The 24,176-nt window shown below is 61.7% G+C and carries 17 protein-coding genes and 3 pseudogenes; 11 read left to right on the top strand and 9 right to left on the bottom strand.

The genetic code is table 11. The features are described from left to right. The first annotated feature begins 80 nt into the window (after positions 1–80). From AB5Y94_RS20410 to AB5Y94_RS20400, 3 genes are all read left to right on the top strand, one after another. Positions 81–641 carry a hypothetical protein gene (locus AB5Y94_RS20410; protein ID WP_368206438.1) on the top strand — a complete coding sequence of 187 codons (561 nt, stop codon included), beginning with the start codon at positions 81–83 and terminating at the stop codon, positions 639–641. Positions 642–828: 187 nt separating this feature from the next. Next, on the top strand, positions 829–2,112 hold the full coding sequence (locus AB5Y94_RS20405) for a hypothetical protein (RefSeq protein WP_368206437.1): 1,284 nt from the start codon (positions 829–831) through the stop codon (positions 2,110–2,112). Between the two features lie 51 nt (positions 2,113–2,163). Further along, complete coding sequence (locus AB5Y94_RS20400; RefSeq protein WP_195879209.1) at positions 2,164–3,354, top strand: Bcr/CflA family multidrug efflux MFS transporter; 1,191 nt, start codon at positions 2,164–2,166, stop codon at positions 3,352–3,354. 73 nt (positions 3,355–3,427) lie between these two features. Here AB5Y94_RS20400 and AB5Y94_RS20395 read toward each other — a convergent pair whose 3' ends face one another. From AB5Y94_RS20395 to AB5Y94_RS20385, 3 genes are all read right to left on the bottom strand, one after another. Beyond that, a complete protein-coding gene (locus AB5Y94_RS20395; protein ID WP_368206436.1) occupies positions 3,428–3,994 on the bottom strand; it encodes a pyridoxamine 5'-phosphate oxidase family protein in 567 nt (188 codons plus the stop codon). A gap of 27 nt (positions 3,995–4,021) precedes the next feature. Beyond that, positions 4,022–5,449 carry a sodium:proton antiporter NhaD gene (gene nhaD / locus AB5Y94_RS20390; protein WP_010633695.1) on the bottom strand — a complete coding sequence of 476 codons (1,428 nt, stop codon included), beginning with the start codon at positions 5,447–5,449 and terminating at the stop codon, positions 4,022–4,024. Positions 5,450–5,603: 154 nt separating this feature from the next. After that, complete coding sequence (locus tag AB5Y94_RS20385; RefSeq protein WP_005302024.1) at positions 5,604–6,071, bottom strand: DUF4357 domain-containing protein; 468 nt, start codon at positions 6,069–6,071, stop codon at positions 5,604–5,606. A 175-nt stretch (positions 6,072–6,246) separates the two neighbouring features. Between AB5Y94_RS20385 and AB5Y94_RS20380 the strand changes: the two genes are divergently transcribed. From AB5Y94_RS20380 to AB5Y94_RS20345, 8 genes and pseudogenes are all read left to right on the top strand, one after another. Next, positions 6,247–6,927 carry an ABC transporter ATP-binding protein gene (locus tag AB5Y94_RS20380; protein ID WP_368206435.1) on the top strand — a complete coding sequence of 227 codons (681 nt, stop codon included), beginning with the start codon at positions 6,247–6,249 and terminating at the stop codon, positions 6,925–6,927. 21 nt (positions 6,928–6,948) lie between these two features. Beyond that, on the top strand, positions 6,949–9,396 hold the full coding sequence (locus tag AB5Y94_RS20375) for an ABC transporter permease (protein ID WP_368206434.1): 2,448 nt from the start codon (positions 6,949–6,951) through the stop codon (positions 9,394–9,396). Positions 9,397–9,581: 185 nt separating this feature from the next. Next, entirely contained in the window at positions 9,582–10,634 is a 1,053-nt protein-coding gene (locus tag AB5Y94_RS20370; RefSeq protein ID WP_368206433.1) for a lipocalin-like domain-containing protein, read from the top strand. A gap of 189 nt (positions 10,635–10,823) precedes the next feature. Beyond that, a pseudogene (locus tag AB5Y94_RS20365) lies at positions 10,824–10,964 on the top strand (IS630 family transposase); the annotation flags it as partial. Between the two features lie 347 nt (positions 10,965–11,311). Next, the gene (locus tag AB5Y94_RS20360) at positions 11,312–12,817 is read left to right on the top strand and encodes a hypothetical protein (RefSeq protein WP_368206432.1); all 1,506 of its coding nucleotides are present in this window, start codon (positions 11,312–11,314) and stop codon (positions 12,815–12,817) included. 158 nt (positions 12,818–12,975) lie between these two features. Beyond that, a pseudogene (locus tag AB5Y94_RS20355) lies at positions 12,976–13,656 on the top strand (lipocalin family protein); the annotation flags it as partial. Between the two features lie 1,054 nt (positions 13,657–14,710). Next, positions 14,711–15,643, top strand: a complete 933-nt coding sequence (locus AB5Y94_RS20350) for a Kiwa anti-phage protein KwaB-like domain-containing protein (protein WP_126882626.1) — start codon at positions 14,711–14,713, stop codon at positions 15,641–15,643. 227 nt (positions 15,644–15,870) lie between these two features. Then, positions 15,871–16,119 (top strand): hypothetical protein, encoded by a 249-nt coding sequence (locus AB5Y94_RS20345; RefSeq protein WP_329268441.1) that lies wholly within the window; start codon positions 15,871–15,873, stop codon positions 16,117–16,119. Positions 16,120–16,233: 114 nt separating this feature from the next. Here AB5Y94_RS20345 and AB5Y94_RS20340 read toward each other — a convergent pair. From AB5Y94_RS20340 to AB5Y94_RS20315, 6 genes and pseudogenes are all read right to left on the bottom strand, one after another. Further along, a pseudogene (locus AB5Y94_RS20340) lies at positions 16,234–16,651 on the bottom strand (alpha/beta fold hydrolase); the annotation flags it as partial. Positions 16,652–16,780: 129 nt separating this feature from the next. Further along, positions 16,781–19,573 (bottom strand): FAD-binding and (Fe-S)-binding domain-containing protein, encoded by a 2,793-nt coding sequence (locus tag AB5Y94_RS20335; RefSeq protein WP_368206431.1) that lies wholly within the window; start codon positions 19,571–19,573, stop codon positions 16,781–16,783. Continuing rightward, positions 19,573–20,217, bottom strand: coding sequence for a lactate utilization protein C (locus tag AB5Y94_RS20330; RefSeq protein WP_368206430.1), 645 nt, complete (start codon positions 20,215–20,217; stop codon positions 19,573–19,575). The genes AB5Y94_RS20335 and AB5Y94_RS20330 overlap by 1 nt, the downstream gene beginning before the upstream one ends. A gap of 1 nt (position 20,218) precedes the next feature. After that, positions 20,219–21,655, bottom strand: a complete 1,437-nt coding sequence (locus AB5Y94_RS20325) for a LutB/LldF family L-lactate oxidation iron-sulfur protein (RefSeq protein ID WP_368206429.1) — start codon at positions 21,653–21,655, stop codon at positions 20,219–20,221. Beyond that, positions 21,648–22,439, bottom strand: coding sequence for a (Fe-S)-binding protein (locus tag AB5Y94_RS20320; RefSeq protein WP_368206701.1), 792 nt, complete (start codon positions 22,437–22,439; stop codon positions 21,648–21,650). The genes AB5Y94_RS20325 and AB5Y94_RS20320 overlap by 8 nt, the downstream gene beginning before the upstream one ends. A gap of 13 nt (positions 22,440–22,452) precedes the next feature. After that, on the bottom strand, positions 22,453–24,150 hold the full coding sequence (locus AB5Y94_RS20315) for an L-lactate permease (protein WP_368206428.1): 1,698 nt from the start codon (positions 24,148–24,150) through the stop codon (positions 22,453–22,455). Positions 24,151–24,176 lie beyond the last annotated feature (26 nt).

Here is a 24,176-nt window from a genome sequence, read left to right as displayed (position 1 = left end):
AACCATCGCAACGAAAATACCGTGATTGAGACCCAGAGCGTGGCCTGAGTGCCGCGCCATAAACAAACAAGGAGAAGAGGATGACCATACGCCCGGGTTTACTTGCCCTCACCCTGCTGCTGGCCCTGAGCGGGCAGGCGCAGGCTTACTCCTACGCCGCCGCCGGCAAGGAGCCGCTGATCGATGCCCGCGAGGCGCTGCTGGGCGCCGCCACTGACGGCAAGGATGCCAGCGCCACCTTGAGCGAGATTGCCGAGGAGCTGACCTATCTGGAGGAGCACCACAAGGTCGAGCTGCAAGCGCCGCTCGCGGCCGCCATCAAGGCCAAAGACGCGGCAGCCACCGCCACCCTGCTCAACCGGGCCTACAAGGCAGAGATCGAGCGCCGCCTCGAGGGGGCTAGCCAGAACCTTGGCGACTACCAGACCGCCAAGGTGCTGGTGGTCAAGAGCAAGCGCTTCCTGGATCTCATCCTCCCCTCCCTCAATGAAGGGGATCGCAAGGCCGCCGAGCAGGCGCTGGCCAAGGTACTCGATGCCATCGGTAACCCTGGGGTATTCGGGGTGGGCGCCAAGCCCGCCGATGCAGCCGCCTTTAGCGATGCAGAAAAAGCGCTGATGGCCGTGCTGGCACCGCTCTGATGGCTACCTGCCCATCACTGCGCCACCTCGCTGTGACAAGCGGTGGGTTTCGCTGCGCGCTACCCACCCTACGCACTTTGATGACCTCTTATTGATGACGACGGCCCCCCTCATCCCCGGCCCTTCTCCCACAAGGGGAGAAGGGGGGCGTCACCATGGCCGATTACGCTTCGCTAATCGACCCTACTTGCTGATCCTTCTACAACTGGTCTGGCTTGGTTGGCTGCTGGCCTTCCCGGTGGCCCTCGATTCTGACGATGCCCTCAACTTCGCCCACGGGGTGGTGCGTTTCAGCGTGCTGGAGTTTTCCCCCCACTTTCCGGGCTACCCCGCCTTTATCTGGCTGGCGCGGCTGATCAATCTGGCGGTGGACGAACCGGCCCGCGCGGTGCAGTGGGCAAGCCTGTTGGGGAGCAGTTTGCTGGCGCCGCTCGCCGCCTCGCTGGCGGTCAAGTTGTGGCAACGGCCCAGCCTGCTGGCGCCGGGCTGGCTGCTGGTGCTGGCCCTGCCGCTCACCCCGACGCTCGCCCTCTCCGGTCTCTCTGACGGGCCGGCGCTGGCCGCCTGGCTCGGAGCTCTCCTGGCCTTGCAACAGCGCAAGATTACGCTGGCGGGTCTGCTGCTGGGCCTGATGCTGGCGCTGCGCCCCTCCTACTTCGTGCTGGCCCTGCTGCCCCTCTGGCTGGGGATGGCGCAAAAAGGTCAGCGGCTTAACTTTCTGCTCCCCATCGCATTGGTTGGGCTATCCTGCCTGCTGTTTGTCTGGCAGGCCGATGGCTGGGCCTATTTCAGCGAGGGGCGGCGCTTTACCGACGGCCACTTTACCCTGTGGGGCAACACGGCGGCGGCTCACGGCGATCGGCTGCTGAGCTGGACGAATACCTTCAACGAGCAGCTCACCCCGCTCTGGCCCTTGGCTGTCGGGGGACTGCTGGTGCAGCCGCTGTGGCAACGATGCAAGGGCCATGGCGCCGCCCTTTCCCCCTGCTGGTCCCTCTACTGGCTTGCCCTGCTGCTCTGGACCCTGTTTGGTCAGAACCCGGACAATCCCCGCCATCTGGCCCCCATCACCCTGCTCGGCCTGGTGCTGCTGGCAGGCGGGCTGCCACGCCGGGGCGAGCTGCCGGCCATGCTGGGGGCCCTCGTGCTGCTGCTCTGCACCCTCACCCCGCCGGCAGCACCAGCCATGACCCGGGCTGCCAGACTGGCCGAACAAGCGTGCCCGGCGCTGGTGACCCAGTGGGGGGTGAGGCTGCTGCGCGAAACCACGGCCCTGCCCGTCACCGACGGCTGGTATCAGGGGGATGCTCGCCTTGCATTGGCGCAAGGGGCCTGCCGGCTCAGCCGGCGTCCCCTCGACCCGGAGGAACTGCCCGCCGGTGGCCAGCGAGTCTGGTTTGCCCCCCGCTTTCACGCCGAGCCCGGCCTCTGGCTCGGCATACAGGATCACCCCCGTCACCAAAACTGGTAGACTGGATGTTTGTCACTCCCTGACTTCGCACTCATCAAGACTGGATAGCCTATGCCCCACGCCCCCCTCTCCCCCCGTTTCCTGTTCATCCTGCTCGGCGCCCTGGCAGGCCTGACGCCGCTCGCGGTCGACATGTACCTGCCCGCCATTCCGGCCATCGCCCGGGATCTGGCTACCAGCATCGATGGCGCCCAGCTCACCATCAGCGCCTTCCTCGGCGGCTTTGCCATCGGCCAGCTGTTCTATGGCCCGCTCGCCGACAGCTATGGCCGCAAACCGGTGATCCTGGCGGGGCTGGTGATGTTTGCCATCGCCTCGGTGGGCTGCGCCATGGCGGACTCCCTGCCGGAGCTCCTGGCCTATCGGATGTTGCAGGCGGCCGGCGGGGCGGCCGGCTCTGTGGTGGTCAATGCGCTGCTGCGCGACCTGTTCGAGAAGGAGGCCTTCTCCCGCGCCATGTCGTTCGTGATCCTGGTGATGACGCTCGCCCCGCTGGTCGCACCCGTGGTGGGCGGCTACATCAGTGCCCACAGCGACTGGCGAGTGATCTTCTGGCTGCTGATGGGGATCAGCCTGCTCATCTGCCTGGTGATGCAGTGGAAAATTCAGGAGACCCTGAAGCCTGAGCACAAGCAGCCCCTCAACCTCGGCCAGGTGCTGCGCAACTACTGGGGCGTGCTCTCCCATCGCGGCGCCATGGGTTACGTGCTGTGCGGCGCCCTGTCGAGCTCGGGCATGTTCGCCTTTATCAGCGCCTCCCCCTATGTCTACATCGAGTACTTCAAGGTGCCGACCGAGCACTATGGCTGGCTGTTCGGCCTCAACATCCTGCTGATGATGGTGGTCACCTTCGTCAACAGCCGGCTGGTGAAGGGGGTGGGCGCCGAGCGCATGCTGCAGTACGGCCTGCTGGTGCTGCCGCTGGCCGGCGCCCTGCTCATCTACAACGCCTCGAGCCAGACCGGCGGCCTGTGGGGCATCGTCATTCCGGTGGTGCTGTTTGTCGGCCACATCAGCCTGGTGGGGGCCAACGCCATGACCGGCCTGATGGGCCACTTCCCGCAGTCCGCGGGCACCGCCTCGGCGCTGGCGGGCACCTTGCGCTTTGGCATCGGCGCCCTGGTGGGGGTGCTGGTCAACCTCAATCCCCCCGAATCGCCGCTGCCCATGGCCATCGCCATCGCCGGCTGCGGATTCGGCTCGGCGCTCTGCTACTGGCTGCTGACCGGCAAGCGCGCCTGAGGGCTCCAAGAATGACCAAGCCCTGTCCATGGACAGGGCTTTTTTGTGTTCGCTTGCGTGTGCGCGGCGTCCCTCAGGGGTCCGGTGAGAGTCCGCTTCGCACCAGGATCTCGCTCTCCAGCCCATCCAGGCTCAGCTGATTCTTCTTGCGCCAGTAGGCTTCAATCCCCTCCCGGCCCTGGCGCTCGGACCAGTTGGCGAGCTCTTCCCTGTCCCTCTGGTACTCATACAGCGGCACCGACATGCCGCAGGAGGCCTGGACGCACTCTATGTCCAGCAGGAAGATCTGGCGGGCCGCGACGCTTTGGGGAAAGCGTGCCAGGAACGACGACCACTCAGGATCACTCCGGTGCAGCACCCGCGCCCGGCCATAGACCCGCAGGATCAGCGGCGCCCCCTCGAAGGCGCAGAACATCACCGTCATGCGCGGATGTTGCAGCACATGGGCCGCCGACTCGTTGCCGCTGCCGGTCAGGTTGAGCCAGGCCAGGGTGTGGGGGTCAATGACCCTCAGCGAGTCCCCGCCCTTGGGGGAGAGATTGACCGTCCCCTCTGCGGCCGCCGTGCCGACAAAGAAGATCTTCTGTGCCGCGATGAAGGCCACATGGCGCGGCGAGAGCGCCTCGAACAGTTGTCCCATCTTGTCTGTCTCTCCATGATCACCCGCTCAGAACAGGGCGCTGTTGAGCCACAGGTGCGCCCCTATGCCGACCATATAGCCAAGCAGAATGGCGGGCAACCACTTGAGGTGGCCGACGAAGGTATACATGCCCCTCGCCTGCCCCATCAGGGCCACCCCGGCCGCCGAGCCGATGGAGAGCAAACTGCCCCCCACGCCAGTGGTCAGGGTCACCAGCAGCCACTGCCCCGCGCTCATCTGCGGCTCCATGGAGAGGACCCCATACATCACGGGAATGTTGTCGATAAGGGCGGAGAGCAGGCCGATGGCCACGTTGGCCAGGGTCGGATCCCCCTGGTAGAGCAGCTGGGAGGCGAGCGCCAGATAACCCATGAAGCCGAGCCCGCCGACGCACATCACCACCCCGTAGAAGAAGAGCAGGGTGTCCCACTCCGCCTTGGCTATCTTGTTGAACACGTCGAACGGCACCATTGAGCCCAGGCGCAGCAGCCGGGCCTCGTCGCCGGTGCGCGCGTACAGCGCCCGCTCGCGGGCCAGGGTGACCGGCTGCGTCTTGCGCAGGTAGAAGCCGAAGAACTGTAAATAGCCGAGCCCCATCATCATGCCGAGCACGGGGGGCAGTGCCAGAAAGTGATGACAGGCGACCGCGGTCACTATGGTGAGCAGGAAGAGCAACACTATGGTGAAGGCCCCGCGTCTGAGCACCACCCGCTCGTGGCTCATGGTGGGGGCATGGCGCGGCACCATCAGGCTCATCAGGGTGGCCGGCACCAGGAAGTTGAGCAGGGCCGGCACGAACAGCAGCAGAAACTGCTCGAAGGGCACCTGGCCCGCCTGCCACACCATCAGGGTGGTGATGTCGCCAAAGGGGCTGAAGGCGCCGCCCGCATTGGCCGCCACCACGATATTGATGCAGGCCAGGTTGATGAAGCGGCGCTCCCCGTTGGCCACATGGAGCACGACAGTGCACATCAAGAGCGCCGTGGTGAGGTTGTCCACCACCGGGGAGATGAAGAAGGCGAGGATCCCCGTCAGCCAGAACAGCGAGCGCAGGCTGAGCCTGGTGCGTACCAGGCGGGCGCGCAGGGCGTCGAACAGCAGCCGGTCCTCCATGGCGTTGACATAGGTCATGGCCACCAGCAGGAAGAGCATCAGCTCGGCGTACGCCAGCAGCGTTTGGCGAAATCCCGCCACCGCCAGCGGGCTCTGCCCCTGTCCGGCATAGACGATACCGATGACGATCCAGATGATGCCGGCCGCCACCAGCACGGGCTTGGACTTGCGCAGCTTCAGGTACTCCTCCGCCATCACCAGGGCATAGGCCAGGGCGAAGATGGCCAGAGCAAAGAGGCCGGCGCCGGTGTGCGTCATGGGCAGAGGGCCGCCGTCGGCAAGCGCGGGGGCGCAGAAGAGGCCGAGGATGACCGAAGAAAACAGACGTGCAGATCCAGACATGGGGCCCCTCTCTTGGAAACCGTCTGGTTTTGATGCTGGCAGTGGACAGGGAGGTCACCCCCTGCCCTCTCCCTGCTCGCGCCAGGCCCGGCTGGGCGAACGCTTGCATCAGGGGCGCAAGATCAGGCGGCGCTCCTTGCCCCTGCCATCAGGGTTATTTCTTGCCAAACCCCGAGCGTTTGAGGGTGTAGCCGGCACTGTTCTGCCAGGCATCCAGCCCGCTTCGGTTGTTGCCCGCCACCAGGCTCGCGGCCAGGCTCGGGCTGTTGAACAACTGATCGGCGGTAAAGACAAAGCCCCCTTCGCTGCGCGGGGCCAGGATCCCCTTGCCCAGCAGCTCCTGGCGCAGTTCGATCACCGCCTCGCGCAGGGAAGCCGCATCCTCACCGTTGGCGGTGGAGCCCGCCAGCACCATGAAGCCGGGATTCTGCCGCTTGCCCACCGGATAACCGTGGGCTTCGGCCCCCTTGCCGTTGAAGTGGTAAAGCTCGCGCTCGCCCGGCTTGTTGTCGGAGAGCGCCTTTTGCAGGGTCATCAGCTCGTTGTAAATCTCGATGGGGACCACGGCAGCCTGCTTGGCGCCCTTGCTGTCGACGATAAAACTGACTTGCTTGTGTAACATCCTTGCGCATCCTGTGACCCATGGAGGCCCCTATTCTAACCACCACAGGCGAGCGGGATCCAGCCAGGATCCTCACCTCTTTTGCAGCCTTGATCACTAACTGGCATAGTGGCACTCATCCTGAGGCGAGCCGAGGGCACGTAATGAAAGCCATTGGCCATCAACCGGTTATCCCATGCTGAATCTGCGCAATCTCGGCAAGAGCTTCGATAACGGCAGCGAACGGCTGCCGCTGTTTCACCACCTTGATCTGACCCTGGCGGCCGGCGAGATCACCCTGCTGCTGGGGCAGAGCGGCTGTGGCAAGTCGACCCTGCTGAACCTCATCGCCGGCCTGCTCCCCCCGGATGAGGGGGAGATCTGGCTGGGGGAGACCCGCCTCGACAACCAGTCGGCGGACGAGCGGGCCCGCCTACGCGGCCGCCATTTCGGCATCGTCTATCAGGACTTCAACCTGCTGCCGACTTTGACCGTGGCCGAGAACCTCGCCCTGCCCCTTGCCATCAACCAGCTTGCCCGCGATGAGACGCGCATTGACGGCCTGCTGGAGCGCCTCGATCTTGCCCACAAGCGCCACGCCTGGCCGGAGCAGCTCTCCGGCGGCCAGCGTCAGCGAGTGGCACTGGCCCGCGCCCTCATTCACCAACCCCAGTGGCTGCTCGCCGACGAGCCCACCGGAAGTCTCGATGAACACAACGCCGAGCAGGTGATGGCGCTGATGATGGCGGCGGTGCGGGGCACCGGCGCCGGCCTCTTGCTGGTGAGCCACAACCCAGCCTACAGCGCCCTGGCGGATCGGGTGCTGCGCCTCGAAGGGGGGCAACTGGTCGAGCTCAAGGGGCGCCGCTATGACTGACGCCCGCCACGGAGGGCAGTGATGCTGCCGCTGCCGCTCAAGGCGCTGCTGCGCCTCTATCGCGCTCATCCCTGGCTGCTGTTGATGAGCCTGGTCGGGCTCACCCTCGGGGTCTCTTTGGTGGTGGCCATCGAGCTTTTGAACCACAGCGCCCGCACCAACTTCGTCGCCGCCCGCAGCCAGCTGGCGGGGGAAGCGAACTACCGGCTGGCGCCGGACGGCGGTCTGGACGAGCAGCTCTATGTGACGCTGGTGCGCAGCCAGCCAAACCTCGACGCCATGCCCCAGCTGCACGGCTGGCTGCAAGATGAACAGGGGCGCAGTTTTCAGCTGCTGGGGATGGATCTGTTCAACCCCGGCCCCTTGCGCCGGCTGTTTGGCGCCGCGCCGGACAAAGAGCCCACCTTCTCCCTCACCCGCGCCGACAGAGTCTGGCTGGCTACCCCCGAGGCCAAGCGCCTTGGCTGGCAACCGGGCCAGAGCCGGCGCTTCGTGCTGGGGGGCGCTGAAGGAGCGCCGCCCCGCCCGCTGACCCTCACCCTGGCCGGCACCTTCGAGCCCGGCGCCGTGCCCATGGAGCGGCTGCTGGTGACGGACATCGGCCTCGCCCAGCCGCTGCTGGGCAAGGAAGGGCGGCTCGATCGCATCGTCTTCAAGCTCAGCGAGGGCGAGGCCAATACCTTGCAAAAAGCCTTGCAGGCGGCCCTGCAATCCTATGCCCCCCATCAGCCCCTCTGGCTTGAGCCCATCAGCCCGGCGCTCGATGCCAGTCAGCTCGGCGATGCGCTGGCCCTCAACCTCACGGCCCTCTCCCTGCTCGCCATGGCGGTGGGATTGTTTTTGGTGTTCAACGCCCAGCGCTTCGTGCAGAGCGTGCGCCGCCCCCAACTGGCCCAGCTCATTATCCTCGGCATGCCACCACGCCGGCTGCTGCGCTGGCTGACCCTGGAGATCCTGATCCTCGCCAGCATCGGCACCCTGCTCGGGCTGCTGCTGGGGAGCCTGTTGGCCCTCGCCCTGATGGGGCAGCTCACCCAGGCGCTGGCCGATCTCTATGGCCCCAACCCCATCGATCTGCTGCGCCTCTCCCCCGCAAGTCTCATCAAGGCGCTGCTGATAGGCCTAGCTGGCACCCTTGCCGCCAACCTGCCCGGCTGGTGGCAACTGCTGCGCCAATCCCCCCTTGAGCTGCGAGAAGGCAACAGCCGCCCGCCGGCTCACCCTTGGCAACGTCGGGGGCTCGCCATCGCCATCTTGCTGCTCTGCGCCCTGTGTCTATGGCGGCCAGAAACCGGGCTGGGCGGCGCCCTCTTCGTGGCCGGCGGCTGGCTGCTGGCCATGGCGCTCGCCCTGCCCGATGTGCTGCGCGCCGTGCTGGGCCGGCTGCGCCGACGCGAGCGCGGCCCCCTCAGCGCCCGGCTCGGGGTGGCCGAAACCCTCTATCACCTGGATCGCACCGCCATTGCTGTGATGGCGCTGCAACTGGCCATCGCCGCAGCCATCGGCATCGGCGTCATGGTGTCGAGCTTTCGCTCGAGCGTGGAGATCTGGCTCGGCCAGCGCCTGGCCGCCGATCTCTACGTCACCGCCCCCAAGGGGGTGGCCGGCAGCAAGGGCGCCTTGAGCGAGCAGACCCTCACCACCATACTCGCCGCGCCGGACGTGCGCGCCGCCTCGCGCCGCTCGGTGCACCCGGCCCGCTGGCAGGGGCAGCCCATCGAGTGGGCGCAGATGGACTTTATCCCCGAGCTCAAAGCCGCCTATCCGCTGCTGGCCGGACGCTGGCCCGCCGCCCCCGCCGAGGTGCTGGCGAGCGAACCGCTGACAGTGCGCCTCGGGGTCAGGGTGGGGCAGACACTCGAAGTCACCGGCGAGCAGGGCCCAAGGGCACTCACCGTCACCGGCGTCTATCAGGATTACGGCAGCGACAAGGGGCAGATACTGCACGCCTTCGAAGGGGGCAAGGTGCAATCCCTGGCTCTCTTCAGCCAGCACGTTGATCGCCTCGCCGATCGCCTGCGGGCCCAGTTTGGCGAGCGGGTGAACCTGTTGCCCGCCCCCGCCATCCACGCCGCCGCCCTCAGGGTGTTCGACCAGACCTTCGTGGTGACCGAGCTATTGAAGTTGCTCATTCTGGGGATCGCCTTCGTCGGCATCGGCTCGGCCTTTATGGTGCTGGGGCTCGCCCGGCGCGGCGAGTTGCAGACTCTGCAGAGCTTAGGCGTAGGCCCGCGCCACTGCCGCCGGTTGCTGGTGTGGCAGGGGGCGGGTCTCGGGCTGCTCACCGCGCTGCTGGCCCTGCCGGTGGGCTATGGCCTTGCCTGGGTGCTGATTGAGGTGGTCAACCCCCGCGCCTTCGGCTGGCGGCTGGCCTTCGAGGCCGCCCCCCTGCACGCCGTCACGGCGCTTCTGCTGGCGCCGGTGTGCGGGGCGCTCGCCTCCTGGTACGCCGCAAGGAGAGTGGTATGAAATATCGGTTTGCGCACTGGCTCAGCCATGGCTTGACGTTCCCATTGACCAGATCCCTGTCACCGCCCTTGATTCAGCGCAGAGAAGCGCAGAGAGCTGCCGCGAACCATCCCCTCTCCCTTCGGGAGAGGGCCAGGGTGAGGGGAATCTTGCCCTCTTTACGGGCCCTGTGGCTTGCAGCCCGCTTGATCCCGCTTATTGCCATAAGCGGCCACGCGCAGGCCAACGATCTGGGGAGCATCCTTGGTGGCGGCAGCGATCACTTCAAAAAGGCCCTGCCGGGTCACTCCATCCGCCTGCCCGCAGATCACGCTGCCCATCCCGACTACCGCTCCGAGTGGTGGTATCTCACCGGCAACCTGAAAGACGAGCAGGGGCGCGGCTACGGCATGCAGTGGACCCTGTTTCGCCAAGGCATCGAGCAGGAGATAACATCCGACAACCCCTGGCTCACCCCCCAGCTCTGGCTGGCCCAGTTCGCCATCACGGATGTGAGCAAAGGCAGCCACCAGCAGGACGAGCGCACCAGCCGCCAGGGGCCAGGGCTCGCCGGTGCCAGCGGCGGCCAGTATTGGCTCAAAGAGTGGGTGCTGGCTTCTCAAGGGGAATCACTTTTTCCCGCCACCCTCAAGGTGCAGAGCAAGGCGGGGGATCTTGATTTGAAAGTAAGCGCCGCCAAGCCGGCGGTGCTGCAGGGCAAAGCGGGTTACAGCGAGAAGAGCCCGGGCAACGCCTCCTTCTACTACTCCTACCCGCGCCTGACCATCAGCGGCACCCTGACCCTGGATGGCGAGACCCACAACGTCAGCGGAGAGGGCTGGTTTGATCACGAGTGGAGCAGCTCGGTATTGGCCGAGTGGCAATCGGGCTGGGACTGGTTTTCGCTGCAATTTGACGATGGCCGCGAGCTGATGCTGTTTCGCCTGCGCACCAAGGCAGGGCGCGCCAATTCCGAAAACAAGCCAGAAAACCGCTACGGCATCCTGATTGAGCGGGACGGCAGCAGCCGGGTGCTGAGCCCAGATCACATCCGCCTTACCCCCGGCAAGACCTGGCGCGGCCCCAAGGGGCAAGCCTACCCCATCGAGTGGCAACTGGCAGCCGCCGATTTGAACCTGATGATCCGTGCCCGCCAAGCCAATCAGGCCATGACGGGGCGCTTTGACTACTGGGAAGGGGCGGTGTCCGTCTCGGGAGATGCCAAGGGCGTCGGCTATCTGGAGATGACTGGCTACTAAGCTGGCGACGTTGCCGACACCTGCGCCCGGCTAAATAACCGTTCAGAACAGTAGATCACTTGTCTGGGGAAGAAGGGTGCCCGGCGTCGTTTGTGCGATCTGATCAATTGCCAAACCAACCAAACGACAAACGAGCCGAGCCCGACATGATGCTATCACTCCCCCAACCGAGCTGAGCGACGCCGGACCATCTGTTTGATACACAGGGCCAAAGACAAGGAACACTACCGGCGACTCAGCGCCATCTTGCTACTAGCCGATGGGCACAGTATTTCGGCTGTTTCTCGACTCACCGCAGCAGCCCGTTCATCACTCTATCGCTTGGTGAACTGATACACCCTGTGCGGGCTGGAAGGCCTTGAAAATTAGGATCAGCTATTTAGTTTTCATTGGCGGTGAATTCGTGGAATTCGAATCGCCTGTGCACCAAGGTTACGCGGTCACCCTTGATGAAATCCAAGGGGAACTCTATATTTCGCACATTGACTTACAAGGAAATCATTAACTTACGAGCACGGAGGGCTTTTTTAGTAAGTCGTACAGAAGAAACTTGGATTGACTCATTTTTTGTCAAAAAAGACCATTTATGGAAATGAAATGGCCATATCAATCCTTCCTTGCCGATGCAATATCTTTACAACGACCGGCAAAACATGGAAGAACGAGGAGGAAACTGAATGTCTTTATCACCCGCTTTTTTAGGACGGATCCATCGCCTGTACACAGGGTTGACGAATGTCGCCCATTCATCGAAACCGGCAGACGTGGTGCTCTTCATCACGCTGGCCTGCTTCATGGGCGTACTGCAGGGCTGTTACGGAAGTAACGAAAGTGACGCAAGTGACAACGCTCCGACTGCGCAACTGACGGCAATGGAATCGCCTAACGTGCCCGGCCGAATGGAACTCGATGGAACTCTTTCCGTTGCAAGCGGTGAGAGAAAACTGGTTTCTCACACCTACACGGTAAAAAACCTGGATACGGACGAAACCGTCTATGGGCCGGTTACCATTCAGGACTGGCTGGACCAGGGGCCGCTCAAAATTCATCCCTACGCCGATACCGCCTCAACCAACGGTGTCAAGGACGTTTCGGGGAACTACCAGGCGACGCTGACCGTCACGGATGATGCAGGCCAGACGCACACCGCAATGAAAAATTTCGCCCTGGGCGGAACGGTTGCGTACGCTATCGACACCTGCGATGCAACCTGTTCCATGGCATCCGGCAATTCAAGCCAGGTGATGTGCACCCTGAACACCAGCTGCAATCAAGCGATTCTCTGGACCAACATCATCACCCAGGCAAGCGCCCTCAACAGCGCCGTAGACGAGAATACGACCCTGTGGATACAGGCTATCGGTGCCGCAGGAGGTAACGGCACTAACAATTCATTTGGCGGAGGGTCGGGAGCCGGCGGCAAAGGAGGCTTTGCCCAGACGGTCACCACCGGCACCGAGTATGCAAATATTTTCGGAAACGCGATTTTCTACTACTACCTGGGGCAAGCGGGAAGTCACGATAGCAGCGGAGGGGCCGGTGGTGCCTCCACGATCGTGGCAAGCGTTGAGCCGGACGGTGCCCTGCCACACAGCGAGATTGTTCTGATCGGCGGTGGTGGCGGCGGTGGCGGCGAGGGTAGCTCTATCTTCAGCGGTTCCATGCAAGGCGGCGGTGGTGGCAACGGTGGCTTCGCGTATTCAAGCCAGGTTGGCAAGTCGGCAACCGGCGTAGGCACAGACGCGTTTTTTGATGGTTTGGATAATTCAGTGAACGGTCTGGGCGGTGGCGGAACTGGCTGTGCGGAGGGGGTGGCCTGCGGCGGCGGCGGTTATCACGCTGGATATCAGGGTTTCGGCGGCGCGTCGGGAGGGTCAGGCTCCGAAGGTTCAAAGGGCTGGATCAATGGTGGACCCGATCTGGCGGTCAATGCCGGGAAAGGTGGTGAGGGCGGTAACCCGGCCAGCTGCGGCGGTGGCGGCGGTGGCGGTGGCTACGGCGGCGGCGGCAGTGGAACCATAGATGGCATGTACTCTAAGGACGCTTACCGATGCTACGGGGGGGGTGGAGGCGGCAGTTATGCGATGCCTTCAACCACGACGGACAGCAACGCCCCGACTTCCTATGCCGGAAATTCCGGAAACGGTGAAGTCCTTTTCATCTTCAACATCGATCCCTCATAGAACGAGCCTGATACGTGCGGGGAAGCTCCCTCTCGGATGAGAGGGAGCTTCCCCTACCCTTTCCCTTTGTCAAACGCGCGACAGTTCTCCCGGTTTCGAACGCATCACATCATGCCCGGCATTGCTCTCTTCCATTTCTCCACCCAGTTTTCCCACAAAGCGGCGGCGAGTATTGGCTCAAAAAGTGGGTGCTGGCCTCTCAAAGGGAATCGCTTTTTCCTGCCACCCTCAAGGTGCAGAGCAAGGCAGGGGATCTTGATTTGCAGGTGAGCGCCGCCAAGCCGGTGGTGCTGCAGGGCAAACAGGGCTACAGCGAGAAGAGCCCGGGCAACGCCTCCTTCTACTACTCCTACCCGCGCCTGACCATCAGCGGCACGCTGACCCTGGATGGGGAGACCCGCAACGTCAGCGGTGAGGGCTGGTTTGATCATGAGTGGAGCAGCTCGGTATTGGCCCAGTGGCAATCGGGCTGGGACTGGTTTTCGCTGCAATTTGAAGATGGCCGCGAGCTGATGCTGTTTCGCCTGCGCACCAAGGCTGACCGCGCCAATCCAGAAAACAAGCCGGAGAACCGCTACGGCATCCTGATTGAACGGGACGGCAGCAGCCGGGTGCTGGGTCCTGCGCAGATCCGCCTCACCCCCGGCAAAACCTGGCGCGGCCCCAAAGGGCAACCCTACCCCGTCGAGTGGCAGCTGGCAGCCGGCGATATGAGGCTCACCATCCGAGCCCGCCAGCCCGATCAGGCCATGACGGGGCGCTTTGACTACTGGGAGGGGGCGGTGTCCGTTTCGGGAGATGCCAAGGGCGTTGGCTATCTGGAGATGACCGGCTACTGAGCCCCCTCGACAAACGTGGCCGGTCTGCTCGATGACCCGAAACCCATAGCCCTTATAACAGGGCATAACCGTGATATTGCCCAGCCATTTCTGTCACTTGGCGCCAGTCGTCAAGGATGCCTTATCTGTTTATTTATTGAACTCCCCTTACCCACTCAACCCGCTGCCAACTTGGTTCAAGTCTGATCCTCGTCAAAAAACCTTTCAAAATCCGAGCGATAACTAACTTTTTGCTCACTTTAATTGGTCGGTGTTTGATACCTTACTCATCCGGCCCTCACAGTCCCAAAAGCAGCCGAGGTCAGCCCATGATTTACCCATTTTCAATCTGGTTAAAAGCAGCACTCGGGGAGCTGTAACCCCGTGCGGTAGCTATCTTTTTTAAAGAAATATATACACAAATAAACTAGGTTTATAAATAGCCTATATATTATCCACATATTGTAACTAACGTGATAATACTATGGAACTAAGACTAATCCCTGCAAGTATAATATTCACTGGTTCATATTTACCTTTGAGCATGATTCTTTTATCTCAAGATTTTAAATATGATATGATGAAAACCAACTTTTGTTCGCAACCCATCACTCAGATTAGCAAGTGTGAAATCCCATTTTCTAACCCAACTTTATCAATCGGTTTTTTCCTCATTTGTTTAATTTGCTTTATCATAACGGTTATCACGTTAAAGATTAAAACTCCATCACAAAAAATTCTAATTAAAGAAGTAAAACACATACCAACTGATCTAATGAACTATGTATTACCGTACATCGTCTCTTTCATGAGCATTCAATATTCAGAGACAAGTAAGTTTATTGGATTTCTTATATTCCTTATCTGGCTTTTCTGGTTATCATACAAGTCAGGCCAAATAATACTCAACCCAATACTGATTGCACTTGGATGGAAGCTATACGAAGTAAAATACAGCTTCATAGGTAGTTCTAACGACTTAGTAGGTAAGGCCCTGGGGTGTGTAGAATTTGAAACAAATAAGATCAGTGAAATAGAAACAATTCAAGACATAATTATCAAAAAGGTATAGCCCGTGGCAAATATTAATGATTTTCATAGTTTTGACATTCAAAACTCTCAAGTCAATTTATGGGTTTTCAAAAAATCAACTACTGGACAGCCCCCTCAAATAAAACTCAGTAGTTACTGGGTTAGTTTAAGCGACAATGTTATCACCAAATTAAAAGATACAGCTATTATTTGTCGCCAGGCCATCACTGAAACTATAGAATATAGCTTGCTGGCTCAAAACAATGAGGGCAGCGCTTTACGAATTCCGACTATCGAAACACATGCGGATATAATTATCTCAGAGTCGTTAGATCAAACACCAGCAAAGCAAGTTACAAACATTAAAAAAATGCAAAATGCAGCTTTTTATGCAGTAAAGTTTTCTTGTCCGACTGGCAATCTCTACTGTGTAAAGAAATCTGATGACAGCTGGAAAACAAAGAAACGCAGTGGAGCAATTAACACCCTTTTCAGGTCTAATATTTTAGAAATTGATGATTCGCCAACTTTTAACTTGGCAAAAAACTTTGACTTTTTCATTTGTAACGACCATCTCTTTATCTCTAATAAACGTCATTTTGAGTCTATAGTTAATTACAAGGCTGCGCATACAGCTGATTTTTCAGACCTACTTTCAGAGTCGACATTTAGTGATATTTTCACTAGCGTGGATATATTAAGAACATACGTCGGAAATAATGCTATTCAACTTCGCCGGGCATCTGCAATTCGACAAAAACAAAACTATTTAGACCCTGTTTTTATGGATAATCTAAGGGCTGAATATTCAAACTTCGGATTGAACATAAATATTGATAGTAACGGCAAAATTACACCGACTATCGAAACATGCCCCGATATATTTAAAGCCTTACTCGACCACAGATTAAAATCTCACTTTTCAGGTAGAATTTACGATGTCCAGAGCACGGAAAGCATAACTACATCTCCCTAGAAAAGTAATCGTTATTAAATTGATAAGTTATTACTGATGACAAGTGAAATTTCAACATTTTTGTAAGTATATGATAAAGGCATCATAAACCAATTACTGTCATCATTGGAATGATGTATACATTGGCTAACATCTAGCTTAGAAACAGTGTATACCCACCTATTTATTATCAAAGACTGAACAATCACTTACCCATTTATATATCACATAACAACATTTGGAAAAATATGTCCACTACTACATTTTTTGAAGATGATTTTTATCCTGCTAATGACGACGGCCGAGCAGATAAATCCAAACCACAAACAAGTCTAGAACTATTTCGTACAAATTACTTTGGTGACGATCAAATATTTCTAAGAATAGAACTCCAAGAAGGTCATAAAAATACAATTCATTTAACTAAACAACAAGCCAAAGAATTGGCTGAAGCATTATTGAATGTAGTTTCATATATTGGTTATGATAATCGATAGTTAGATAAAAAAACAAATAGCACCTTGATTTTTTATCATAAAATAAGTCCCCAGTACAATTCACACCTTTGGGGACTTATTTAGTCTGCCCCCCCAAGAAATCATAGAAATGGATTATTTCTTCACACCAAGCGATTGAATAAACGCCAGCGTACGACGATTAAACAGCTCCGGCTGCTCCACATTGCAGACATGGCCACACTGTTCAATAACCGCCAGCGAGGAGCTGGCATCGCGGGCCACCTGTTCGCGCACCGGTGCCAGAAACATATGATCCTCCTCCCCCATCACATAGAGGGTGGGAATGGGCAGGGAGCGTTCGCGAAAATAACGCATCAGCGGGTTGACCTCGGTGGCGAGGCGGAACCAGCGTTTGAACTCTTTCTGGCAGAGCTTGCGGGCCTCGCGCACAAAGAGGTTGCGCGACTCCTGATGGTGCTGGCGCGGCATGATGATGAAGGCACACAGCCGATAGAGCCACATACTAGGGCAGGATATGCTGGCCGAGTCGGCCCAGCTGCATCAGCACCCGCGGTAACTGCTCACCGGCAGGGGCTTGACGCACACAATTATGACGCGCAGCAACTCCTTGGAGTAACGCCCCAGGCGTTTAACGTCTCCAACAACGGCAGGATTTTTTTATCCTGCCGTTGTTGTTTTCTTATTTCGCCGCCTGATCGACCAGATAGAGGATGCTGTGATAGGGAATGCCAGCGTGCTGGCTGAGCCCCATTTCACAGGTGCGGCTGTTGCTGAATCCCTGACGGCAATCCCTGGGCACTTGAGCAGGCAGGCTGGCGAGCGCGACGGCGTTGAGCTCCGGGGTCATCAGCCCCTTGTCGCCGGCAAAGCCGCAGCACTGGATATGCTCTGGCACGATCACCTCGCGGGCACAGGCGCGGGCCACCGCCAGCATGGTCTCCCCCAGCCCCATGCGCCGGCTGCTGCAGGTGATATGGAGCATGACGGTCTCGTCGATGGGGGTCAGCTCAAGATGGGGTAGCAGGTGTTCCAGCACAAAGGCGGAGGGCTCGAACACCCGCAGCCCCTTGCCGAGTGCCCCCGAGAGCAGTCGCTGCACGCAGGGGCTGGTGTCGAGCAGCACGGGCCAGCGCCCCTGTTCGCTTGCCTGCCACAACTCCTCAGCCAGCTCACTGCGCTTGGCGGCAGCCACCTCGACCATCCCCTTGCTGTCATAGGGCATGCCGCAGCAGAGCCCCTCAATGCCTTGCGGCACTATCACCCGGCAGCCCGCCTTCTTGAGCAGAGATAACACCACGTCCGGCAGTGACGGAGCTTCCTCCTGCTGGCCGAATACCCGGCTGGCACACGACGGCAGATAAACCAGGGCGCGCTCACCGGATCCGTCATGGCTCCCCTCCCCTGGCGACCATTGGTAGCGACTTGGCCCCGGCAGGGTCGGCAGCCAGGCGGGTGTGCGCTGGCCGCTCAGATGGCGAACCCCGTTCACCAATCCTGCCAGAGCCTTGTCTCCCAACAGCTTACCGGCAATCCTTTTGAGGCCGAGGGCCCCGCGGGCCGTGCGGGTGACACCGGCGAAGTGATCGGCGCTCCAGCGGGCGATGGGCACGAAGCGCCGGTACTTGTCAGCGCGCAACTTCTTGATCAGGCTGCCAGTGTTGATTCCCACCGGACAGCGATCGGCGCAGAGCCCGGTGGCGGCGCAGGTGTCGATACCCTGATAGTCAAACAGGCGGGCCAGCTGGTTGGAGGGCTCATCGGCACGATTGCGGCGGGCCAGTTCGCGATAGAGCACGATGCGCTGACGCGGCGAGAGGGACAGGGTGCGCGAGGGGCAGACCGCCTCACAAAAGCCGCATTCGATGCACGGATCCACGATGGCATCGCTCGCCGGCATGGGCTTGAGGTGGGCCAGGTGAGCCTTGGGGTCATCGTTGATGATGACGCCGGGATTGAGCAGGCCGTCGGGGTCGAGCAGCGCCTTGATGCGGCGCATCAGCGCCATCCCCTCCGGCCCCCATTCCAGCTCCACATAGGGGGCCATGTTGCGGCCGGTGCCGTGTTCGGCCTTGAGCGACCCGCCAAAGCGCACGGCGACCAGCTCGGCCACTGCATCCATAAATGCGCCGTAGCGGGCCACCTGCGCCGGATCGTCAAATCCCTGGGTAAAGACGAAGTGCAGGTTCCCCTCCAGCGCATGGCCGAAGATGATGGCCTCACCGTATTCGAAGCGATCGAACAGTTGCTGCAGCCCCGCCACCCCCTCCGCCAGACGCTCGATGGGAAAGGCGACATCCTCGATGATGACGGTGGTGCCGGTGGTGCGCACCGCCCCCACCGCCGGGAAGAGCCCCTTGCGAATGGCCCAGAGCCCGGCACTGTCGCCGGTAAAGGGCACAGAGGCGACCTGGGCGAATTCGGCGGCCATGGCCGTCACCTGCTCGCAGCGATCGACCAGCGCCTCTTTCGATTCCCCATGCACCTCGACAAGCAGGGCGCAGGCAGCCAGATCCAGCGTCTTGATAAAGTCCGGCAGGCCGGGCTTGCCCGCCACCGAGCGAAGGGAGCGTCCATCCATCAGCTCCACCGCCGCCACCGGCGCACTTTTCAGGCGCGAGGTGGCCAGACACGCCTGCTCGGCGTCCCGGAACACCAGCAGGGCCGAGGCCTTGTGGGAGTATTCGGGCACGGTATCGAGCACCACCTCGGCGATAAAGCCGAGGGTCCCCTCCGAACCGATCATCAGGTGGGTGAGGATATCGACGGGGTCCTCATGGTCGAGCAGGGCATTGATGGCGTAGCCGGTGGTGTTCTTGAGCCGGTACTTGTGGCGAATTTTGGCGGCAAGCTCAGCGTTCGCCAGCACCTCGGCGCGCAGGTCGGCGAGCCCAGCAAGCAGCTCCGGGCGCCTGGCCGCAAAGGCGGCGCGGCTGTGGGGATCGCCACTCTCCAGCACGGTGCCATCGGCCAGCAGCAGGGTCATGGCGTGCAGAGTGTGATAGCTGTTGTGGGCGGTGCCGCAGCACATGCCGCTCGCGTTGTTGGCGGCGATGCCACCCAGCTTGCAGGCATTGATGGAGGCGGGATCCGGCCCAATCTTGCGGCCCAAGGGGGCCAGATAGCGGTTGGCATCGGCGCCGATCACCCCGGGTTGCAGGGCGATGCGCTCGCCCTCGTCCAGAATGCGATGGCCGCGCCAGCTGTCGGTCAGGGTGATGAGCACCGAATCACTCAGGGCCTGGCCCGAGAGGCTGGTGCCGGCGGCGCGAAAGGTGCACGGCAGGTTCAATTCGCGGCACACCGCCAGCACGAAGCGCACCTCATCGAGGGAGTCGAGGCGCACGATGCGCTCGGGCACCAGCCGGTAGAAGCTGGCGTCCGTGCCGTGGGCGAGGCGCAAATCCGGATCGCTCACCAGCCGCTCCGGCGGAATGCGCTCAAGCACGGCGGCATCAAATTCATTCCAGCGCATCAGCAATCCTCCACCAGCACCACCAAGAGGCGACTCGGGCCGTGGGCGCCGTAGGCCAGAGTCTGCTGGATGTCGGCGGTCTTGGAGGGGCCGGAGACCAGCAACAGATTGGTGGGCATGGCCTGCTGCCAGCGCCCGGCCTCCACCAGCCCCGCCAGGTTGTCGGCGATGGTGGAGGCCGCCAGCAGGGCGATATGGCAGGGTGGCACCAGGGATAGGGTGCGCGGCTCACCGCTATCCGGCAGCAACACCAGCGTCCCGGTATCGGCGATGGCCCCCGCGCAGTGGGTGATGCCAGCCTGACAGACGTCAAACAGCTCGTCTTTCCAGCCGGCGAACTCCCCCGCCGGGGTCAACACAGAGCGCCCGGCGTTGGCGGCCGCGACCGCCGCCTGCCAGCGGCCGCCCTGGCCACAGGCCAGATGCGTCACTCCCTCTTCATCCAGCCAGGCGGCCAGATCCTGGGCCAGGGTCGCCTCCTTGACGGTGAGGATCTCGGCGTGGCTGGCGGTGATCATGCCAAGAAAGCGCTCACGCCGCGCGTTGTCATCTTCCCCGCGCCAGGGCTGCCAGCCATGGGGGGCGTGGGCAATGGGGGTGGCGGCGCCGCACAGGCGGCTTAATATGGCCTCTTTGCTCGACATCTCAGGACTCCTTCTTCTTCTGGCGCAGCAGGGCGTGCAGGCTCTGGGGGGCGGGTTTGGGAGCTTCGCGGCACTGGGTCCAGGGGCCCAGATGTTTGGGCATCAGCCCCCGCAGGCGACCGGCCACACCGGTCGCGGCGTGATAGAGGCGCGGGTGGGTGGCGGCAAAGGCAAAGCCCTGCATGGCGAGGGTCTCGAGCCGGCTCCTGGCCGCCCCCTGCCCCGCCAGCGGTTCGTGACCGGGCTGTGCGTCGTGCTTGGCCTCCCGGCGCAGGCGCAGCAACATGTCGGGAATGGGGATGCGCACCGGGCACACCTCGCCGCAGGCACCGCACAGGCTGGAGGCGGTCACCAGATCGCTCGTGCTTTCCAGCCCCAGCAGATGGGGGGAGATGATTTTGCCGATGGGGCCCGGGTAGATGGTGCCGTAGGCGTGGCCGCCGATGCGGGTGTAGACCGGGCAGTGGTTCATGCAGGCGCCGCAGCGGATGCACTGCAAGGTCTTGCGCAGCTCTTCGTCCCGGTAAGCCTGGCTGCGGCCGTTGTCGAGCAGCACCAGGTGCACCTCGTCCGGGCCGTCCAGCTCCCCTGCCCGGCGCGGGCCGCTGATGACGTTGAAATAGGTGGTGATGGCCTGGCCGGTGGCCGAGCGGGTCAGGGCGCTGTAAAGGGGCGGCACGTCGCTTAAAAATTCCACCACCTTCTCGATGCCGGTGATGGCCACGTGCACTTTCGGCACAGTAGTGCACATGCGCCCGTTGCCCTCGTTCTCGACGAGACACAGGCTGCCGGTTTCGGCCACCGCGAAGTTGACGCCGGAGAGCCCCATGCCGGCGCGGCGAAACTCTTCGCGCAGGGCCCGCCGCCCGGTCTGGATCAGCTCGTCCACGTCAGTGGTGGGGGTGAAATCCGCCAGATTGCCGGCGAAGGTGTCGCTCACCTCCTGCTTGTTCTTGTGGATGGCGGGCATGATGATGTGGGACGGGGTGTCGCCGTCGAGCTGGACGATAAACTCCCCCATGTCGCTCTCAAGGCAGCGGATGCCGTGGCGCGCCATCTCGTGGTTGAAGCCCACCTCCTCGCTCACCATGGACTTGCCTTTGACGATGCTGCTCACCCCATGTTGCTGGGCGATGCCGAGGATGATGGCGTTGGCCTCGGCCGGCGTCTGGGCCCAGTGCACCCGGATGCCGTTACGCTCGCAGTTGGCCTCAAGCTGTTCCAGCAGCGCCGGCAGGCGCGAGAGACAGCGCTGGCGGATCTGCTCCGCCGCATCGCGCACCGCCGCTTCTTCCTGCGGATCGGCGAAGGCGTCCCGCCGCTTGCCGCGCAGGTAATCCATGGCGCCGCGAAAGTTCTGGCGCAGCACGGGGTCGGCCAGGGCCGCCTCGGCCTGGGGATGGAAGCGGCGCGGCGAATACTTGGCGTGATCACTCATGATTAGCCCCCTGTTTTTGCGCTTGTAAGCCCTGAGCCACCGGCTCGCTATGGGCGAGCAGGAAGCTGGCCAGATGGGTGGCGGGAAGCCGCTTGCCCTGATAGGCCAGGGATCCCTTGATGTTCAAGAGGCACCCCCAGTCGGCGCTCACCAGGGTGTCCGCGCCGGTGGCCAGCAGGTGGCGAGTCTTGTCCTCCACCATGGCCTGGCTGATGTGGGGGTAGCGCACCGAGAAGGTGCCGCCAAAGCCGCAGCACTCGCTCTCGTAGGCCTGCTCATGCAAGGTGACCCCATCGAGTTGCCCCAGCAGGCTGCTGGCCGTGGTGTGCACCTGCATCTCGCGCCGGGCCGAGCAGGAGGTGTGCATGACGATGCTCGCCTTCCCCACTGCGCGCCAGCGCACCCGGCAGACCCGGGCCAGAAACTCGGTGAGCTCGAACACCCGCTCGCAAAACGCCGCCACCTCGGAGCTGTCCGGGAAGAGGCGAGCATAGTGGTGGTGCATCATGCCGCCGCAGGAGCCCGACAGCACCACCACGGGCCAGGGCTCGGGGAATAGCGCCATCTGGCTTTTCGCCACCTGGCGCGCCTCCTCCTCGTGACCCGAGGTGTAGGCCGGCTGACCGCAGCAGGTCTGCTTCTCGACAAAGTGCACCCTTATCCCTTCCCGCTCGATCAGGGCGATGGCATCGAGCCCCGCCACCGGGTCGAACAGGTCCACCAGACAGGTGGCGTAGAGATAGACATCGGCCGGCTTGGCCGGATAGACCCGCATTACCTTCATCACTTGCTCTCCTTTACTTGAGCTGCAGCAGTGCGTCCGAGATGTGGAAGCTGTACATGAGCGCCAGCCCGATAAGGCCGGTGGCCAGCAGGTAGTAGAGGGTCGGCAGCGCGGTCTTGCGCAGCGTCGCCCCCTCACGGCCGAGCAGCCCCACAGTGGCCGAGGCCGCCACCACGTTGTGAATGGCGATCATGTTGCCGGCCGCCGCGCCCACGGCCTGCAGCGCCAGCATGGCGGCGGTGGAGACCCCCAGGGTCTGCGCCACCTCGAACTGGAACTGGCTGAACATCATGTTCGACACCGTGTTGGAGCCGGCGATAAAGGCCCCCAGCGCGCCTATGGTGGCACTCAGGGCCGGGAAGAACTCCCCGACGAGCCCCGCAGCAAAATTCGCCGTGGTCACCGGCATGCTGGCGAGATCCGCCCCGTTGACGCCGGAGTTGATGAAGATGCGCACCATGGGCACGGTGAAGATCAGCACAAAGCCGGCGCCAATCAGGGTGCGGCTCGACTCGCTCACGGCGCGGCCGAGAGGGGCCAGGGCGCGGGCCTGAATGAGGGTGGCGAGCAGGGCGCAGAGCACCAGCAGGCCCCCCGGCAGGTAGAGCGGTTCAATGGAGGCGCTGATTCCCTTCTCCCCCAAGAGGTCTGTGAAGGCGAGGCTCACCGACAACAGGCTGGCCTTGAACTCCGGGCTCACCCGGCTCGCCACCAGCAAGAGGGCCAGCGCCACATAGGGGAGCCAGGCCAGCAGCAGGGACATGGGGCGGCCGACGGCCTCTTTGAGATCGAGCTTGAGAGATCCCAGCCACTCGGCGGGCCACTCGTTCTCGGGGGCGAAATCCCAGCTGGTCTTGGGCACCAGAAAACTGTGGCGCGCCGCCGTTACCACCAGGGCCAGCCCCACCAGGCCGCCGATAAGGGACGGGAACTCGGGGCCAAGCAGCATGCCGGTGAGGGCATAGGGCACGGTGAAGGCGAGCCCGGCGAAAATCGCAAACGGCAGGATGGAGAGCCCCTCGGTCCAGCTGCGATTGCGGCCGAAGAAGCGGGTCAGCATCATCACCATCAGCACCGGCATCAGGGTGCCGACGGCGGCGTGAATGAGGGCCACGTTGGTGGTCACCTGTTGCAGGTAGATGTCCCAGCTGCTGCCGCCGGCGCTCAGGGTGTGGCCGATGGCCTGGTTATCCAGCCCCTTGTTGATGCCCACCAGGATGGGGGTGCCCACCGCGCCGAACGACACCGGGGTGGACTGGATCATCATGCCGAGCAGCACGGCGGCCAGCGCCGGAAAGCCGATGGCCACCAGCAGCGGGGCGGCGATGGCGGCGGGGGTGCCAAAGCCCGAGGCCCCTTCGATAAAGGCGCCGAAACACCAGGCGATGATGATGGCCTGGATGCGCCGGTCCGGCGAGATGTTGGTAAAGCCGCTGCGAATGGCGCTGATGGCGCCGGTGTGCTTGAGGGTGTTGAGCATCAGGATGGCGCCGAACACGATCCAGAGCACGGTCACCGTGATGATGAGCCCTTGCAGGCTGGAGGCGAGCACCCGGGTCGGGCTCATCTGCCAGCCCCAGAGGGCGATGAATACGGTCAGGATAAAGGCGATGGGCATGGCGCGCTTGGCGGGCCAATTAAGGCCGACCAGCAGCACGGCGGCCACCACGATCGGCGAGAAGGCCACCAGGGCCAACAGGGTGTCTGTCATCATTGCGTCCTTGTCCGAGCGGTGCA

Origin of the sequence: Aeromonas sp. s5 (assembly GCF_040907865.1) — a bacterium.
In the GTDB taxonomy this organism is placed as follows: Bacteria; Pseudomonadota; Gammaproteobacteria; order Enterobacterales; family Aeromonadaceae; genus Aeromonas; species Aeromonas dhakensis.
The sequence above is the reverse complement of the archived record's forward strand: the minus strand, read 5'-3'. Positions and strand labels throughout refer to the sequence as shown.

Bases quoted from the DNA above. Each gene is read 5' to 3' on its own strand.
- AB5Y94_RS20410 (WP_368206438.1), top strand. From the start codon at position 81: ATGACCATACGCCCGGGTTTACTTGCCCTCACCCTGCTGCTGGCCCTG.
- AB5Y94_RS20400 (WP_195879209.1), top strand. From the start codon at position 2,164: ATGCCCCACGCCCCCCTCTCCCCCCGTTTCCTGTTCATCCTGCTCGGC.
- AB5Y94_RS20395 (WP_368206436.1), bottom strand. From the start codon at position 3,994: ATGGGACAACTGTTCGAGGCGCTCTCGCCGCGCCATGTGGCCTTCATC.
- nhaD (WP_010633695.1), bottom strand. From the start codon at position 5,449: ATGTCTGGATCTGCACGTCTGTTTTCTTCGGTCATCCTCGGCCTCTTC.
- AB5Y94_RS20385 (WP_005302024.1), bottom strand. From the start codon at position 6,071: ATGTTACACAAGCAAGTCAGTTTTATCGTCGACAGCAAGGGCGCCAAG.
- AB5Y94_RS20380 (WP_368206435.1), top strand. From the start codon at position 6,247: ATGCTGAATCTGCGCAATCTCGGCAAGAGCTTCGATAACGGCAGCGAA.
- AB5Y94_RS20375 (WP_368206434.1), top strand. From the start codon at position 6,949: ATGCTGCCGCTGCCGCTCAAGGCGCTGCTGCGCCTCTATCGCGCTCAT.
- AB5Y94_RS20360 (WP_368206432.1), top strand. From the start codon at position 11,312: ATGTCTTTATCACCCGCTTTTTTAGGACGGATCCATCGCCTGTACACA.
- AB5Y94_RS20345 (WP_329268441.1), top strand. From the start codon at position 15,871: ATGTCCACTACTACATTTTTTGAAGATGATTTTTATCCTGCTAATGAC.
- AB5Y94_RS20335 (WP_368206431.1), bottom strand. From the start codon at position 19,573: ATGCGCTGGAATGAATTTGATGCCGCCGTGCTTGAGCGCATTCCGCCG.
- AB5Y94_RS20330 (WP_368206430.1), bottom strand. From the start codon at position 20,217: ATGTCGAGCAAAGAGGCCATATTAAGCCGCCTGTGCGGCGCCGCCACC.
- AB5Y94_RS20325 (WP_368206429.1), bottom strand. From the start codon at position 21,655: ATGAGTGATCACGCCAAGTATTCGCCGCGCCGCTTCCATCCCCAGGCC.
- AB5Y94_RS20320 (WP_368206701.1), bottom strand. From the start codon at position 22,439: ATGAAGGTAATGCGGGTCTATCCGGCCAAGCCGGCCGATGTCTATCTC.
- AB5Y94_RS20315 (WP_368206428.1), bottom strand. From the start codon at position 24,150: ATGACAGACACCCTGTTGGCCCTGGTGGCCTTCTCGCCGATCGTGGTG.